The organism is Massilia sp. P1_C10 (assembly GCF_056406475.1).
In genome coordinates this window covers 156,756-173,339 of the sequence record NZ_JBFUAC010000002.1, presented here as the reverse complement: position 1 = coordinate 173,339, position 16,584 = coordinate 156,756, and the positions used below count along the sequence as shown (strand labels likewise).

General features: G+C 67.7%; 12 protein-coding genes. 8 read left to right on the top strand and 4 right to left on the bottom strand.

Annotation, left to right across the window (positions count from 1 at the left end; translation table 11 throughout):
- Window positions 1-26: 26 nt before the first annotated feature.
- The 3 genes from AC1D02_RS04910 to AC1D02_RS04900 form a co-directional block, all read right to left on the bottom strand.
- Entirely contained in the window at window positions 27-3,770 is a 3,744-nt protein-coding gene (locus AC1D02_RS04910; RefSeq protein ID WP_477314307.1) for an AAA family ATPase, read from the bottom strand.
- On the bottom strand, window positions 3,767-5,020 hold the full coding sequence (locus tag AC1D02_RS04905) for an exonuclease SbcCD subunit D C-terminal domain-containing protein (protein WP_477314305.1): 1,254 nt from the start codon (window positions 5,018-5,020) through the stop codon (window positions 3,767-3,769). The genes AC1D02_RS04910 and AC1D02_RS04905 overlap by 4 nt, the downstream gene beginning before the upstream one ends.
- An 82-nt stretch (window positions 5,021-5,102) precedes the next feature.
- A complete protein-coding gene (locus tag AC1D02_RS04900) occupies window positions 5,103-6,005 on the bottom strand; it encodes a hypothetical protein (RefSeq protein ID WP_477314303.1) in 903 nt (300 codons plus the stop codon).
- A gap of 153 nt (window positions 6,006-6,158) precedes the next feature.
- On the opposite strand from AC1D02_RS04900, the gene AC1D02_RS04895 reads away from it, so the two are divergent.
- The 8 genes from AC1D02_RS04895 (at window position 6,159) to rraA (ending at window position 16,298) form a co-directional block, all read left to right on the top strand.
- Complete coding sequence (locus AC1D02_RS04895; RefSeq protein ID WP_477314301.1) at window positions 6,159-7,382, top strand: winged helix-turn-helix domain-containing protein; 1,224 nt, start codon at window positions 6,159-6,161, stop codon at window positions 7,380-7,382.
- Window positions 7,383-7,643: 261 nt separating this feature from the next.
- The gene (locus tag AC1D02_RS04890; RefSeq protein ID WP_477314299.1) at window positions 7,644-8,237 is read left to right on the top strand and encodes a hypothetical protein; all 594 of its coding nucleotides are present in this window, start codon (window positions 7,644-7,646) and stop codon (window positions 8,235-8,237) included.
- Between the two features lie 79 nt (window positions 8,238-8,316).
- On the top strand, window positions 8,317-10,848 hold the full coding sequence (locus AC1D02_RS04885; RefSeq protein WP_477314297.1) for a DUF349 domain-containing protein: 2,532 nt from the start codon (window positions 8,317-8,319) through the stop codon (window positions 10,846-10,848).
- Complete coding sequence (gene moaE, locus AC1D02_RS04880; protein ID WP_477314295.1) at window positions 10,845-11,303, top strand: molybdopterin synthase catalytic subunit MoaE; 459 nt, start codon at window positions 10,845-10,847, stop codon at window positions 11,301-11,303. Before AC1D02_RS04885 ends, moaE begins: the two co-directional genes overlap by 4 nt.
- On the top strand, window positions 11,288-11,674 hold the full coding sequence (gene crcB, locus AC1D02_RS04875; protein WP_477314293.1) for a fluoride efflux transporter CrcB: 387 nt from the start codon (window positions 11,288-11,290) through the stop codon (window positions 11,672-11,674). Before moaE ends, crcB begins: the two co-directional genes overlap by 16 nt.
- A 182-nt stretch (window positions 11,675-11,856) precedes the next feature.
- Window positions 11,857-14,454 (top strand): ATP-dependent chaperone ClpB, encoded by a 2,598-nt coding sequence (clpB, locus tag AC1D02_RS04870; protein ID WP_477314291.1) that lies wholly within the window; start codon window positions 11,857-11,859, stop codon window positions 14,452-14,454.
- A 109-nt stretch (window positions 14,455-14,563) separates the two neighbouring features.
- Window positions 14,564-15,772: an MFS transporter gene (locus AC1D02_RS04865; protein ID WP_477314289.1), complete on the top strand. Its 1,209-nt coding sequence runs from the start codon at window positions 14,564-14,566 to the stop codon at window positions 15,770-15,772.
- Window positions 15,773-15,803: 31 nt separating this feature from the next.
- Window positions 15,804-16,298: a ribonuclease E activity regulator RraA gene (rraA, locus tag AC1D02_RS04860; RefSeq protein ID WP_477314287.1), complete on the top strand. Its 495-nt coding sequence runs from the start codon at window positions 15,804-15,806 to the stop codon at window positions 16,296-16,298.
- Here the strand turns inward: rraA and AC1D02_RS04855 are convergent.
- Entirely contained in the window at window positions 16,291-16,458 is a 168-nt protein-coding gene (locus tag AC1D02_RS04855) for a hypothetical protein (protein ID WP_477314285.1), read from the bottom strand. The two genes, rraA and AC1D02_RS04855, sit on opposite strands and share 8 nt — an antisense overlap.
- Window positions 16,459-16,584 lie beyond the last annotated feature (126 nt).

The window sequence follows — 16,584 nt, the reverse complement described above, 5'->3', positions numbered from 1 at the left end:
CCCGCGAACCTGGGTCCCTCTTGTATTTACTGCACCGTCACGCTGCTGCTCCCGCCCCCTGACGGCTGCACCACGATGCGCGTCGAAATCCGCTCCGTCATCTCCTGCACGTGCGAGATGACGCCGACCTTGCGGCCCATCGACTGCAATCCGTCCAGCGCATCCATCGCCACCCGCAGCGTCTCGCTATCGAGGCTGCCGAAGCCCTCGTCGATGAACAGCGACTCGACCTTCACGCGATTCGACGACAGCGAGGCCAGTCCCAGCGCCAGCGCCAACGACACCAGGAAGGACTCGCCGCCCGATAGCGAATTGACGCCGCGGACTTCGCCGCCCATGTCCTGGTCGCGTACCATCAGGCCGAGCGACGGTCCGCCGTTGCTGACAATCCGCTCCAGCCGGTAACGCCTGGCCAGTTCCGACAAGTGGCTGTTGGCGTACCCGAGCAGCACGTCGAGGGTGAACTGCTGCGCGTAATTGCGAAACTTCTTTCCGTCAGGCGAACCAATCAGCTCCGACAGCTTGCCCCAGCGCCGCTCCGCCACCTGCTGCGTCTCGATTTCGGCCAGCACCGCCGCGCCGATGGTCCGGCGCGCGTCGTCCTGGGCCGCGGCCAGGCGCAGGCCGGCCGCCAGGTCATCCGCGGCCTTGCGCTCGGCGAGGACCCCGGCCAGCGCCGCAGCCACCGGATCGGCGCCCGCTTCGGCGTCCGGCGGCGCGACCAGTTGATGCTGCTCGCGCTGGGCGCGCCGCTCCGCCAGCACTGTCGACGCCCTCGCCATTGCGGCGTCGAGCGCTTCGATGGCGGCGCGTTCAAGGCCGATGGCGTCGGGCGTCACCGCCAGCAGCGCCGACAGTGCGTCAAATCCCTCGACCGGATCGAGCGCAGGATGGCGCGCGGGGAAGGCTGCCAGCCAGACGGCCACGCGCCCGGCGGCGGCATCGACGGCGGCCGCGACCTCCGCGCGCCTGTTGGTGTTATGCGCCAGCGCCTCGCGGGCCCGGACCACCTCCTGGCCGGCACGTTCGGCGCCGGCCTTTTGCTGTTCCAGCGTTGCGCGTGCCGTATCGATGGCGCCGGCCAGCGCCAGTTCCACGTCGCGCACCGGCGCTCCGTTCCACAAATCGCCACGTTCGCGCCGCATCCCGGCGATCTCAAGGTCGATGCGGGCAAATTCGGCTTGCGCCTGCGTTTCGATCCTGCGCGCCTGCTCGAGGCGCAGCCGGGCCGCATCGTGCTCCGCTTCCTGCGTGCCGATCACCAGCGCGCGCCTGGCCTGCTGCGCCGACTGTTCGTTCCATTGCTGCGCGTCGGCTTCGCGCGCGGCGCGGAAGCGCGCCGGAGCGGCCTGCCATTTCGCGTGCCAGTCGCCTTCGAAAGCCTCGCCGAGTTCTTCCAGCACCGCGGCGAGCGCGGACGCGGCCTGCTCGCGCCGGCCGGTCAGCGCGTTGAGATCATTCACTGCGTCGACCATCAGGCTGCGCGCCGCGACTGCTTCGGCTTGAAGGCGCCCGAGGCTCGCGGTCGCCTGGTCGCAGTTTGCCTGCGCTGCGTCCTTCGCCGCGCCGGCATCCCGCACTGCTTGTTCGCGGGCGTCGAGCCGGGTCGATTGTTCCTTCAATCCATCGAGCTGGCTGGCGAACCAGCCGGCGCGTTGGTCCTCTGATGGCGCTTCGATGCTGGCGGGGTGCGCCAGCCAATCCCCGGTCAAACCGTTTGCACGCTGCTCCAGCGCGGCCGCTTCGGGCGCCTGCACGGCCAGTTGGGCCGCCGCGGCATCGGCGCCGGCGCGGTGGGTGGCCTGCTGCGCCACGTTCTCGCGCAGCAGGGCGCGGCAACGCTGGACCTCGTCGCGCAATGTCGCCAGCATGGCGTGCAGGCGCGCATCCTGGTGCTGATAAGGATGGTCGACGCTGCCGCACACCGGACATGGCTCGTCATCGGCCAGGCCGGCGCGCAAGTGCTCGACGCTGTCGGCGCAGGCCAGTTCGGCGGCACTGAGCGAACGTTCGGCTTGTTCGGCGGCCGCTGCGACCGAAGCGGATTGCGAAATCGCCAATGCCAGCGCTGCCTCCGCAACAGCCTTCGAATCCGCGATCTGCGCGCCTTGCTCCACCACTTGCAGGAGGCGCGCGCGCGTGGCCGCCAGGTCGGTCCAGATCCTTTCTCCGCCGGCGAGCGACTCGCGGCGGGCGTCGATCCGGGTGCGCTCGGCGCGCATCTGGCTGGCGTCGAACGCGGCCAGCCTGGCGATCGCTTGCTGGCGCGCGCTTTCGGCGGCTGCCAGCATTGCCGTGGCTTGTTCAGCTTTTGTCCGGGCTTCAGCGTCCGCTGTTCGGGCGCGTTCCGCCGCTTGCTGCGCCGTGGCCAGTGTGCCGGCAAGCGTGGCTTGCAGCGCCGCGCCTTGTCCGGCCTGCTCCAGCAGTTTGTTCCAGCGCGGCCATTGCGCCGCCAGCGGTTCGAAATGTCGATGCTCCGCCAGCCAGGCTTCGCCTGCTTCGCGCGCGGAACGCGTCTCCGCAAGCTGCGCGGCTTTGGCCGCCAGCGCCTCCTGCGCGAGCGCGGCGTCGCGCATCGCTTCGTCGCGGGCGAGGACGGATTTTGCATGCGCCGGCGCCAGCGTCGCGAGGGCCGCATCGAGCTGCTTCGCGCGATCCAGTTGCGGACCCGCCTCGCGTTGGGTCTTGACCGCGATGTCTACCGCGCTGGCGGCGCTCGTCGCCGCCAGAACCGCATGCTCCTGCGCCGCGACGGCGTTTTGCACGGCGAGTTCGCCTTGCGCCAGCGCGGCATGCAGGGTCGCTTGTTCGGCGGCCAGCCGCTCGCACTCGGCCACCAGCGCGCGAGCCGGCTGCACCGCGTCGAGCGTGGCCAGCGACTGCCGGCGTCCGGCCGCCGCGGCGGCTAGCTCGGTGGCCGCGGCCAGGTCCGCTGACGCTTGCGCCTCGTGCTGGCGCAGCCTGGAATCGTCCTGGTGCCAGCGCAGGTGCTGTTCCAGCGCTTCCTTGCGCGCGTCGACGGCGGCCAGCGCCAGATTGGCCGCGGCGTGCTGTGCGTCGATCGCTGCGCGTTCCTCGGGCGGCAGCGGAGTCTGGTCTTTCAGCCGCATCGCCAGCTGCGCGGTCACGTTCTGCTCGGCCTTGTAGCGTTCGTGCGCGCGCTTCGAAATGTCGCTGTAGATCGCGCTGCCGGTCAGGGTTTCCAGCAGCGCGCCGCGCTCGTTTTCCTCGGTCTTCAGGAAGGCCGAGAATTCGTTCTGCGCCAGCAGCACGGCGCGCGTGAACTGTTCGAACGACAGTCCGATGCGCAGCACGATTTCATCCTGCACCTCGGTCTTGGTCTTGCCCAGCATGACCAGGTCGGACAGGCGCTGCAGCGCCATTTCCGAACTTTGCAGGGCGCCGCTGGCGCGCCGGTACGCGCGCCGCACGCTCCAGCTGGCGCGATACCGGCCGCCATCGTTGCCGACGAAGTCGACTTGCGCGGCCGCTTCGCTGGCGCCGCGCCGCAGCAGCGAGCGCGGATCCTGCGCGGTGACCGTGTCGCTGCCGACGTCGGGCAACTGGCTGCCGACGCCGCGCTTGAGCAGGCGCGGCGTGGCGTCGTACAGCGCCAGGCAGAGGGCGTCGAGCAGGGTGCTCTTGCCGGCGCCGGTCGGGCCGCTGATGGCGAACAGTCCCGCGGACGCGAGCGGCTCCTGCTCGAAGTCGACCGAGAATTCGCCGGCCAGCGATGCCAGGTTGCGGCCGCTGATTTTCAGGATCCTCATGGCGCGCTCTCCGCGCCGGCCGCCAGCACCAGTTCGGCAAAAGCGGATTGCTGGTCCGCCGGCGCTTCCTCGCCATACTTTTGCAGGTAGAGGCGTCGGAAGATATCGTCCGGCTGCATCTGCGCCAGCTGGTCGAGCGTCATCGCCGCCGTCTCCGGCGCCACCGTTTGCTGGCGCCGGGTCGGTTCGATCTTGGCCAGCCGCACCGGTTTACCGGCCAGCGCCGCCTCGATGCGGCCGCGCAGCCCCGGCTCGGGCGCGTCTAGCAGCACCCGCACTTCGAGGAAAGGATGGGCGCATGGCGGCAGGTCCTGGTCGAGTTCCAGCGCCTCGAGCGCGGCCAGCGCCTGTTCCAAAGGCGCCGGCTGCGGCGGCACGCGCAGCAGCTGCACCGGCCGCGGCACCATCAGCGGCGTGACTTCGCGCGCGGCGCCGTCGGCCAGGTCGATGCGCAGCACCTGGTGCTGGTAGCCGACTTCGGCGAACGACAGCGGCAGCGGGCTGCCGCAGTAGCGGATGTGGTCCTTCTGACCGACTCGCTGCGCGAGGTGCAGGTGGCCCAGCGCGACGTAGGCGATGGACGGATCGAACATGGTGGCCGGCAGCGCCTCGGTGCCGCCGATGACGATGCGGCGTTCGGATTCGAGCGAGGCCTGGCCGTCGACCATGTGGCAATGCCCCATCGCCAGGATCGCCTGGCCGGGTTGGCGCCGCGCCTGCGCCAGCGAGTACGCTTGCCGATACAGCGTGGCGATGCCGTGCGAGTAGGGATCGGCCGGCGCCTCGCCGTCGATCGCGCGCGGCAGGTCTCCCGGACGCAGGAACGGGATCGCGACGCACCAGGCGGCCACTTCGCCGCGCTGGTCGCGCAGCGGCACCAGCATGCGTTCGAGGTCGATCTCGCCGCCGGCGTTGCGCATTACGTGGCCGACCACCACCGTGCCGTGCGCTTCGAGCAGCGGACCGGGCGCTTCCAGGCGGCCGGGCGAATCGTGGTTGCCGGCGATGACGACGATATCGAGCTGCGGCGAGCGGGCGCGCGCCTGCTGCAGGAACCGGTACAGCTGCTTCTGCGCCGCCGCCGACGGATTGGCGGTGTCGAACACGTCGCCCGAGATCAGCAGCGCGTCGGCCTGTTCGTCCACGATGGCGTCGAGCAGCCAGTCGAGGAAGCACTGGTGCTCGTACGCGCGGTCGAAATTGTGCAGGGTCTGGCCGAGATGCCAGTCGGAGGTGTGCAGCAGGCGCATGTAAGTCGGTTAATGGCGGCAAGGCGCACACTATAACGCAGCCAGCGGGGGCGGGTCGGCGGGATCCGGCCCCCGGCGCAATCTACCCTTGTTTGACGGGTTTTGCGGTCGCCTTAGCGCGCGCGATGGCCGAGGCGAAGTCGGAAGCCTGCGCGTGCGTTTCCGCTTCCAGCTTGGCGAGGCGCTTCGCGTGCAGGGCGAGAATGCGTTCGAGTTCCTTGTTCTTGCGCTTGAGCTCCTCGCAGCACTTCGATTCAGGACGGCGGATCGGTGTCGCCTGGATGTGGCCGAACAATTCCCAGTCGCCTTCGTTATCCCAGCGACGGCTGAACGGGATCGGGCCGCCTGCCGCTTCCAGCTCGCCGTGGGCAAAGCGGAATACGGCGCTGCCGATCTGGTCATCCATGTTGCCGAAGCCAAGCAGCCATTCGACGACACTCACGCCATCCTTGATCGCCGCCTTCACGGCCGAGCCGATCTGGTCGGTCATCTGGTCGATGTCTGCCTGGGTGGGGGACTGATTGCTGATGCTCAGCTTGCCGAGCAGTTCGGACAGCTTGTCGCGCACCGTGCTGTCTAGCCGTTCATGGCCGCGCGCGGCATCGGAGTCGGAAGTGTTGTCCTCCTCCATCAGCACCACGATGCAGCCGATCATGCCGCCGACTTCGCTCTTGCCCAGCACCGGAGTCGTCAGTGGAATGGGCTTCAGGATCGTCCGGTACTCGCCAATAATGGCTGGAATGGCGACGTCGTCGCCCTCGTCGACATCGCTGGTGCCCAGATTGCCGTGGTTGCCCGGCGTGGTCGCGACGGTCGGTGCTCCTTGTAGGAACACGTGGCTCAGGTCGTCGGTATTGACGACGACGGTGTCGCCATCCACCTTGAAGAACACTGTCCAGAGATAAGGTTCGGCGTTCCCAGGGCCGTCGCCTTCGTCGTGACAGTGGATGCGGTCGAGTTTGAATTCGATGTTCAGGTCGTTCATGATGGAGTCCTGTTGGCGTTGGTCGAATTGTTGATCGTATAAGGATGAGCCGCGCGCTTCCTTGATCGACGCCAAAGGGGAGGGCGGCCGGCGCGTCGTGTTCAGCGGCATCGATCCCCGGCGCGCTTGACCGCCGGTATTAGAATTGCGGGCATGACCGAACTGACACTATCGCTGGCCGCCGCGCGCGCCCTCCACCTCGCTGCCCAGGGCATGCTGCAGCCGCGCCGCCGCAAGGCGACCAAGGACGACGTGATGGCCGCGATCCGCGCCATGGGCGTGCTGCAGATCGACACCATCAGCGTGGTCGCGCGCAGCCCCTACCTGGTGCTGTGGAGCCGCCTCGGCGACTACGACCCCGCGTGGCTGGACCAGCACCTGGCCGAAGGGCGCCTGTTCGAATACTGGGCGCACGAGGCCTGCTTCGTGCCGATCGAGGATTACGGCCTGTATCGCCATCGCATGCTCGACCCGTCCGCGATGGGATGGAAGTATTCGGAAAGCTGGAAGACCGAGAAGGCCGGCGAAGTGGCGGCGGTGCTGGATCACATCCGCGCCCACGGCGCCACCCGGTCGTCGGACTTCGAGCGCACCGACGGCGAGGCCGGCGGCTGGTGGGGCTGGAAGAGCGAGAAGCGTTCGCTCGAAGTGCTGTTCACGGCCGGCCAGCTGATGATCGCGCGGCGCCACAACTTCCAGCGCGTGTACGACCTGGCCGAGCGGGTCCACCCGACCTGGCACGACAGCCGGCTTGCGCCGCTTGCCGAGACCCGGCGCGACATGGCGCTGCGCGCGGTGAAGGCGCTGGGCGTCGCCAGGGCGGCGTGGATTCCCGACTATCACCGCACCCGCCGCCCGCATCCCGACGCCGACGCGCTGGTGGAGCAGGGCGCGCTGCTGCGTGCGCGCGTCGAAGGCTGGGAGGCGCCTGTATACGTGCATCCCGATCACGCCGACCTGGCCCGCAGCGCGGCCGATGGCGCCCTGGCGCCGAGCGTCACCGCGATTCTGTCGCCGTTCGACCCGATCGTCTGGGATCGCAAGCGCGCGCTGGAGCTGTTCGGCTTCGACTACCGGCTCGAGTGCTACACGCCGGCGGAGAAACGCCGCTACGGCTACTTCACCTTGCCGATCCTGCGCCGCGGCGCGCTGGTCGGCCGGGTCGACGCCAAGGCGCACCGGCGCGACCGACGGTTCGAACTGAAGGCGCTGGAACTCGAACCCGGCGTGCGCGTGAGCGATCGCTTCACCCGCGACGTCGCCGCCGCGCTGACTCGCTGCGCGCGCTGGCACGGCTGCACCGAAGTGGTGGTTTCGCAGACGATTCCCGCCGGTTTCGGCGCGCAACTCGAAGCTGCGCTCGCGTCCGGGGTCTGACCCGAAGTGCGGGTCAGACCCCGGCGCGGCGCGCGCCCGGCATCCTTCGTTGGCCTCCCGCAACGCTGGTTCCCGCAGAGCCAGACGGCCGAGTTTGCGCTAGATCAAACCCGGTTCTGTTGAGCTATTTACACTGGTTCCTTCGGGCTGATGAATAAAAGAAAACACCCCAGGCCCGTTCCCGACAACCCCTTTCCCGATTGGCAATGGCCGCGCAGCGCGCGGGCCGGTTGCTGGCCGGGTATTTCCGGAGGAGAACGAATGCTAACTGCCACATACACGCTGGTCGCACTATCGGTCGAGCAAGCCAGCGTCCGGGTGAGTCTGCAGTCCCTGCAAAAAGTCCTTTACAGCAATTTCATACAACAGCGGGCATTGACTCCGGGCCAGGTGGACTACGCCTGCGCCACCCTGCGCCGCGTCTACGATACTTGCCACTGGCGCAAGATCGAAAAATTCCTGATTCCGGCGATCCATCGCGCCACCCATGAGGCCGACCAGCTGCTGCTCGAGCTCGAGCGCCTGAACGGCGCCGCCGCCGACGCGCTGGGCGACATCGCCGAGCGCTTCGCCGGCCTGTCGGTCGACTCGGCCGACCGGGTGGCCGAATTCTGCGCCTCGGTCGACACCTTCTGCAACGCGCTGCTGCAGCGCCTGGCGCGCGAGGAGCAGGAACTGTTCCCGGTCGCGCGCAGCGTGATCTCGGGCGAGGCCTGGTTTTCGATCGCCAACAAGATGCTGGCGCACGACGCCTGGGTGCAGGCCACCAAACCCAGCCGCCCTCCCGACGAGGCCGCCGTGTCGTCGGGCCGCCTGGCCGCCGCGCGCGCCAGGCGGGCCACGCTGGCGCACTGAGCAGGCGCCGGCGCCGGTTCGCCGCCCGAAAGCCTGCCTTCTTGCTATCATGGCGGTTTTGAGCGATAGAGCCGACGCCATGTTCGAATTCCTTTTCAAGCGCCCGGGCGACAAGCCGGGCGACCCGCCGGCCGCGACGGATGCGAAGGCCGACCCGGCTGGCGCGCCGGGCGCTTCGCAACGCGCGCTGCAAGCCGAAAAGGTGCGCGAACTGGCGGGCGACGAGGCGCAAGCGGTCGAATTCATCCTGCACTCCGAGTATTCCGAGCTGCGCCTGGCCGCGGCCGAATTCGTCCACACGCCGGCCCAGCTGGAGCGCGTGCACGCCGCGATCCGCAATACCGACCGGCGCGTGGCCAAACTGATGCAGTCGCGCCTCGACGCGATCCGCCATCACCAGGCCGAACTGCAGCGCGGCCAGGCCTGCATCGACCAGGCCGCGCAGCTGCTGAAGGACGAAAAGCTCACGCCCAACATGGTGGCGGACCTCGATCGCCGCTGGTCGGTGATCGCGGCGACCGAGCTGGCGCCGCAGTTCGACGCCGCGCGCGCCGCGCTGGCGCAGCGCCTCGAAGCGCAGGTGTCGCTGCAGCGCTCCGTGATCGACAGCCTGGCAGCGCTGCGCAAGCTGGGTGCCGGCGGCATCCCGGCGGCCGACATCGCCGCGCAGCTCGCGCAGTTCGCCGACGCCCACGCCGCCGCGCTGTCGGCGCCAGAACACGCCTCGCTGCCGCGCCAGCTGCTCAACGACTTCGCCGCCGAACACGCGCGCATCACGGCCAGCCTGGGCGCGCTCGAGCAAGGGCAGGACGCGCACGCCAAACGCGAGGCGATCCTGGCCGGCTGGCTGGCCACGCCGCCGGCGTCGCTGCACGCCGACACCCTCAAGCGCGAATGGAGCAAGCTGCCCGCCAGTCCCGCCGGCGACGACGCGGCCAGCCAGCAGGCGCGCTTCGACGAACTGCTCGCCACCATTCCGCCGCCGCAGGCAAAGCATAAAGAACAGCGGCCCGCGCAGCAGAAGCAGCCCGGCGCCGACGCCCACTTCATCGACAACCTCTCCGCGATGGAATCGGCGCTGGAACAGGGTTCGCTGCACAGCGCGGCGGAGCACGACAAGGCGCTCAAGGAGTTAAAAGGCGCGCGCCTGACCGGCGCGCAATCGGAACGGCTGGCGCACGCGCGCGCCGAACTCAAACGCCTGTCGGACTGGGCGCGCTGGGGCGGCAATGTCTCGCGCGAAGAACTGATCAAGGCGGTCGAGCAGCTGACGTCGCAGTCGCTGGCGATGAGCGAGCTGGCCAAGAAGGTCGGCAGCATGCGCGAACGCTGGAAGGCGCTCGACACGCTGTCGGGCGCCGCGCCGAAAAGCCTGTGGGAGCGCTTCGACGCCGCCTGCACGGCGGCGTACGCGCCGGCCGCCGCGCATTTCAAGCATCTGGCCGAAGAGCGTCACACCAACGCCGCCAAGGCGCAGCACCTGATCGACGAGGCGAACGCCGAAGCGGAGAAAATGAAGGGCGCCGACAGCGTCGACTGGAAGCGCATGGCGTCGACGGTGCAGAAGCTGCGCCTCGGCTGGAGCCACCTGGGCGCGATCGACCGCAAGGAAAAGAAGAAGCTCGACCAGCAGTTCGCCGATGTGCTGAACATCCTGCAAGGACCGCTGGAACAGCAGCGCAAGTCGGAAGTGGCGCACCGCGAAGAACTGATCGAGCAGGTGGCCGCGCTCAATCCGGCCGACCGCCACGCGCTCGACGCCTTGCGCGCCGCGCAGGAACGCTGGCAGGAACTGGCGCGCGCGCTGCCGCTGGAACGCAAGGCGGAGCAGGCGATGTGGCATCGCTTCCGCGCCGCTTGCGACGCCGTGTTCGCCAAGCGCAAGGAGACTGCGCACGCGGCCGACGCCGAACGGCGCACGCACCAGATGTCGAAGGACGCCATCTCGGCGCGCCTCGAAGCGGCGGCGCAGGAAACGCTCGATGCCGCCACCGCGACGCGCCTGCTGCGCGAAGCGGCTAACGAATGGCACGCGATCGGGGCGGTGCCGCGCGCGGTCGAGGCCAAGGTCGACAAGCGCTACCACGCGGCGATCGCCGCCATCCAGCAACAGGCCGACAACGCGCGCCGAGCCGCCGGCATCGCGCAGGCGAATGCGATGCGCGACAAGCTGCGCCTGTGCCAGGACCTGGAAGCGGCGCTGGCCGCCGGCACCGCCGAAGGGCAGGACTGGGACGCGCGCTGGTCCGCGCTGGCGCCTTTGCAGCCCGACTACGAACGCATCCTGTCGACGCGCTTCCAGGCCGCGCTTGCCGCGCTGGCCGGCGACCGCGCCGCTTACGTCAAGCTGCTCGAACAGAACCGCGCGACGCTGCTGCGGGAAGTGCTGCGGCTTGAAATTGCCGCCGGCATCGACAGCGGCAGCGAGTTCGCGCGCGACCGCCTGAAGATGCAGGTCGAAGTGCTGCAGTCGTCGCTCAAGTCCGGCCACAAGCCGCTGACGCAGGCGGCGCAGTTCCAGCAGCTGGTGGCCACGCCGGCGCTGGTCGACGACCGCACCGCCGCGCGCATCGGCCAGCTGTTCGCGCGCATCGGCAAGGAGGCGCGATGAAAGAGGCGAGGGTGCAGAAGGAGGACTTCGACCTGACTGCCGAAGTGGCGCGCCTGCGCGCCGACAATCCGCGCGTGGGCGCCGTGGTGACGTTCGTCGGCGCGGTGCGCGACATGAACGAAGGCGCCAGCGTCGCCGAGATGGAGCTCGAACACTATCCAGGCATGACCGAGCAGTCGCTGAAGAACATCATCGAACAGGCTTGCGCGCGCTGGCCGCTGTCCGGCGCGCTGGTGATCCACCGTGTCGGGCCGCTCAAGCCGATGGAGCAGATCGTGCTGGTGGCGGTCAGTTCGGCACACCGCGGGGAAGCGTTCGCGGCCTGCGAATTCATCATCGATTACCTGAAGACCGACGCGCCGTTCTGGAAGAAAGAACAGACGCCGGAGGGCGCACGCTGGGTCGATGCGCGCGTCACCGACGAAGCCGCAATGGCGAAGTGGGCTCAGTCTTGAGCTGGGTGGCGGTGGGTTTCGGCGCTGCGCTCGGTGCGTGGCTGCGCTGGGGGCTGGCGCTGTACCTGGGCAGCGTGCACGGCAAACTGAATCTCGGCACCCTGGTCGCCAATCTGGGCGGCGGCTATCTGATCGGCCTCGCGCTCGGTTTCTTTTCCGCGTACCCGCACCTGTCGCCGGAATGGCGCCTGTTCGCCATTACCGGCTTCCTCGGCGGGCTGACCACGTTCTCCACATTTTCCGGCGAGTCGATGCTGCTGCTCCAGCGCGGCGATTACGGCTGGGCGCTTGCGCACACCGCGATGCACCTGTTCGGCGCGCTGGCGTGCTGCGTGGCCGGCTTTGCCACCTGGCGCGCGTTAGCCGGTTGAAGCAGGCGACGGCGACAAGAGCGGGGTCAGGTCCGCCGGACCTGACCCCGGCAAAACATTGGCAACGAACACTGCGCCCTCGGGCGCATTTTTCATTCATGATCGGGTTTCCAGGGTTCTTGAAAAGCAGGTTTCGGAACCCATCTTGTTTCTATTGAAAAATCCTCATTCAGGAGCATTCCATGCGGCAAGACAAACTCACGACCAAGCTACAGGAAGCGCTGTCCGACGCGCAGAGCCTGGCGGTTGGCAACGATAACCAATATATAGAGCCGGTCCACCTGTTGACCGCGCTGCTGAACCAGGATGACGGCGGCGCGCGCTCGCTGCTGCAGCGCGCCGGCGTCAACGTCGGCGGCCTGGCCACGGCGGTGAAAAGTTCGCTCGACCGCCTGCCCAAGGTGTCGGGCACCGGCGGCGAAACCCAGGTCAGCCGCGAGCTGATGGCGATGCTGAACCTGGCCGACAAGGAAGCCCAGAAGCGCGGCGACCAGTTTGTCTCCAGCGAGATGGTGCTGCTGGCGCTGACCGAAGACAAATCCGACGCGGGCCGCGTGGCGCGCGAAGCCGGCCTGACGCGCAAGTCGCTCGACGCCGCGATCGGCGCGGTGCGCGGCGGCGAATCGGTCAACTCGCAGGACGCCGAGGGCCAGCGCGAGGCGCTCAAGAAATACACGATCGACCTGACCGAGCGCGCGCGCCAGGGCAAGCTCGATCCGGTGATCGGCCGCGACGACGAGATCCGCCGCACCATCCAGATCCTGCAGCGCCGCACCAAGAACAACCCGGTGCTGATCGGCGAACCGGGCGTCGGCAAGACCGCGATCGTCGAAGGCCTGGCGCAGCGCATCGTCAACGACGAAGTGCCCGATTCGCTCAAGGGCAAGCGCGTGCTGTCGCTCGACATGGCCGGCCTGCTGGCCGGCGCCAAGTACCGCGGCGAATTCGAGGAGCGCCTGAAGTCCGTGCTGAAGGAACTGGCGATGGACGAGGGCCAGACCATCGTCTTCATCGACGAGCTGCACACGATGGTCGGCGCCGGCAAGGCCGAAGGCGCGATGGACGCGGGGAACATGCTCAAGCCGGCGCTGGCGCGCGGCGAGCTGCATTGCGTCGGCGCCACCACGCTCGACGAGTACCGCAAGTATGTCGAGAAGGACGCCGCGCTCGAGCGCCGCTTCCAGAAAGTGCTGGTCGACGAGCCGACGGTCGAAGCGACCATCGCCATCCTGCGCGGCCTGCAGGATAAATACGAACTGCACCACAAGGTCGAGATTACCGACCCGGCCATCATCGCGGCGGCCGAACTGTCGCACCGCTACATCAGCGACCGCTTCCTGCCGGACAAGGCGATCGACCTGATCGACGAGGCGGCGTCGAAGATCAAGATCGAGATCGACTCCAAGCCGGAGGTGATGGACAAGCTGGAACGCCGCATCATCCAGCTGAAGATCGAGAAGGAAGCGGTCAAGAAGGAGAAGGACGAAGCGTCGCTGCGCCGGCTCGGCCTGATCGACGAGGAGATCGCGCGCCTTGAACGCGAGTACAACGATTACGAGGAGATCCTGAAAGCTGAAAAGGCGATGGTGCAGGGGACCACGCACATCAAGGAGGAGATCGAGCGGATCCGCCACCAGATGGAAGAGGCCAAGCGGCGCAGCGACTACGCGCTGATGTCCGAGCTTCAGTACGGCAAGCTGCCCGAATTGGAGTCGCAGCTGAAGCACGCGGAGGAAGCGGCCGCGCGTGATGGCGCCGAGGCCAAGCCGAAACTGCTGCGCACCCAGGTCGGGGCCGAAGAAATCGCCGAGGTGGTGTCGCGCGCGACCGGCATCCCGGTGTCGCGCATGATGCAGGGCGAGCGCGACAAGCTGCTGCACATCGAAGAGAAGCTGCACGAGCGCGTGGTGGGCCAGGACGAAGCGATCCATGCGGTGTCGGACGCGATCCGCCGTTCGCGCGCCGGCCTGTCCGACCCGAACCGTCCGTATGGCTCGTTCATGTTCCTGGGACCGACGGGCGTCGGCAAGACCGAGTTGTGCAAGGCGCTGGCCACCTTCCTGTTCGACAGCGAGGAATCGATGATCCGCATCGACATGAGCGAATTCATGGAGAAGCATTCGGTGGCGCGGCTGATCGGCGCGCCGCCGGGATATGTCGGCTACGACGAAGGCGGCTACCTGACCGAGGCGGTGCGGCGCCGGCCATACAGCGTGATCCTGCTGGACGAAGTGGAGAAGGCTCACCACGATGTGTTCAACGTGCTGCTGCAGGTGCTCGACGACGGCCGCATGACGGACGGGCAGGGGCGCACGGTGGATTTCAAGAACACCGTGATCGTGATGACCTCGAACCTGGGATCGCACATGATCCAGTCGATGGACAACGCCGATCCGAGCGTGGTGAAGCTGGCCGTGATGGGCGAAGTGCGCAACCATTTCCGGCCCGAGTTCATCAACCGGATCGACGAAATCGTGGTGTTCCATGCGCTCGACGAAAAGAACATCGGCGCGATCGCCAAGATCCAGCTGCGCCAGCTGGTGGAGCGGCTGGCCAAGATGGAGATGTCGCTCGACGTGTCGGAAGAGGCGCTGCAGAAAATCGCGGAGGCCGGCTACGATCCGGTGTATGGCGCGCGGCCGCTCAAGCGCGCGATTCAGCAGCAGATCGAAAATCCGCTGTCCAAGCTGATTCTGTCGGGGCGGTTCGGGCCGAAGGACACGATCCCGGTGCGGGTCGGCAGCCACGGCAACCTGGTCTTCGACGACACCGGCGTCTAAGCAAGATGGGGTCAGGTCCGACGGACCTGATCCCTGTTTGCCACGGCGGCGCCAGCGAACCCGAACCATCGGCGCTACAATATCCTGCTCGACTACAGCAGGATAATTCATGCAAACGCCATCGCTGCGCCACGACGCGCGCGTCATCTCGCTGGTGGGACTCGCCCACGGCACCTCGCACTTCTATCACCTGATCCTGGCCGCGCTGTTCCCCTGGCTGAGGCCTGCATTCAATCTCACCTACGCTGAACTCGGCCTGCTGATGACGGTGTTCTTCGTCGTCTCCGGCGTCGGCCAGGCGCTCGCCGGCTTCGTGGTCGACCGCGTCGGCGCCTTCCGCGTGCTGTTCGGCGGCGTCGCCTTGCTCGGTGTGGCCGCGGTGCTACTGGCCGGCGCCAACGGCTACCCGATGCTGCTGGCCGGTTCGATGCTGGCCGGCGTCGGCAACTCGGTGTTCCATCCGGCCGACTACACGCTGCTGAACCAGCGCGTGTCGAAGGCGCGCCTGGCGCACGGCTTCTCGGTGCACGGCATCAGCGGCAACCTCGGCTGGGCCGCGGCGCCGATCTTCCTCGCCGGCGTCGCCGTCCTGTCGAGCTGGCGCACCGCCGTGCTGGCGTCGGCCGCGATCCCTGTGTGCGTGCTGCTGCTCCTGTATTTCAATCGTCACGCGCTGCGCGCGGATCCGGCCCCCGCAAAACCCGCAGGCAGCAAGCAGGAAGGCTCGTTCGACTTCCTGCGCCTGCCGACCGTGTGGATGTGCTTCGGCTTCTTCTTCCTGTCGGCGGTCGCGCTGGCCGGCATCCAGAGCTTCGCCTCGACCAGCCTGGTGGCGCTGTACGGCGTGTCGCTGGCGTCGGCAACCACTGCCTACACGGCCTACATGCTGGCCTCGGCCGGCGGCATGATCGCCGGCGGCTTCGTCGCCACCCGTTCGAGCCAGCACGACCGCGTGATCGTGATCTCGTTCGCGCTGGCCGCCGCGCTGGCCGTGCTGCTGGCGATGGCCGCCGTCCCGGCGTGGATGGTGGTGCCGCTGATGGGCGCGATCGGCCTCGCTTCCGGCGTGGCCGGCCCGTCGCGCGACCTCCTGATCCGCGCAAGCGCGCCGCCCAACGCCACCGGCCGCGTGTTCGGCGTGGTGTATTCGGGCCTGGACTCCGGCCTGGCGGTCGGCCCGCTGATGTTCGGCGCGCTGATGGATGCGCACCATCCGTCGTGGGTGTTCGTCTGCATCGGCCTGTTCCAGGCGCTGGCGATCGCCACCGCGGTCGGCGTCGGCGCCGGCAAACGCGCGCCGGTGCTGCAACAGGCATAAAATCACTTATCTTCATTTACCTGGAACCGCCATGGACTTTGCCACTTGCGATCTTTGCGACGCCCACCCGCAGGAGCTCGACGACGGCCGCGTGAAGGTGCTGCCGCCGGTGTTCCTGCTATACGGCCAGCGCGTGAAGTTCTCCGGGCCCGCAATCACCGTCAAGGTATTCGAGGACAACGCTCTGGTGCGATCGACCCTGGAAGGGCCGGGCAATGGCCACGTGCTGGTGGTCGACGGCGGCGGCAGCTTGCGCCGTGCGCTGGTCGGCGGCCAGCTGGCGCTGCTGGCGCAGGACAACGGCTGGAGCGGCATCGTGGTCGACGGCTGCGTGCGCGACTGCGACGAAATCAACAGCTGCGAAATCGGCGTGCGCGCGCTGGCGGCGCACCCGCAGCGCCCGGCCAGGACCGGCGCCGGCACCCACGGCGTGCCGGTCTACGTCGGCGGCGTGCCGATCAATCCTGGCGACTGGATCTACGCCGACGCCGACGGCATCCTCGTGTCGCAAAAGAAGCTCACCTGACTCCCTCTTGAAGTTGCACGGCGTCAACACGGACGCCGCTGCCTGCCCCTACAATTTCTTGCCCATCGCTGCGCTTTTCATCTGACGGAAATATCGTTTCGCATTGTGAAAAAGTGCGCGGATAAATATTCCTGTTTTCTCCCATGGCGAGAAATTTCATTCCGCATCCCGAAATACCTGTTTCAGGTAATTGATTTTAAACGAATAAATTTTGCTTATGTGTCTTATATAAGAGTGTGTTGCTACGCACCATACCGGCTTACACTGTGTCTAAGGCATTCGCTTT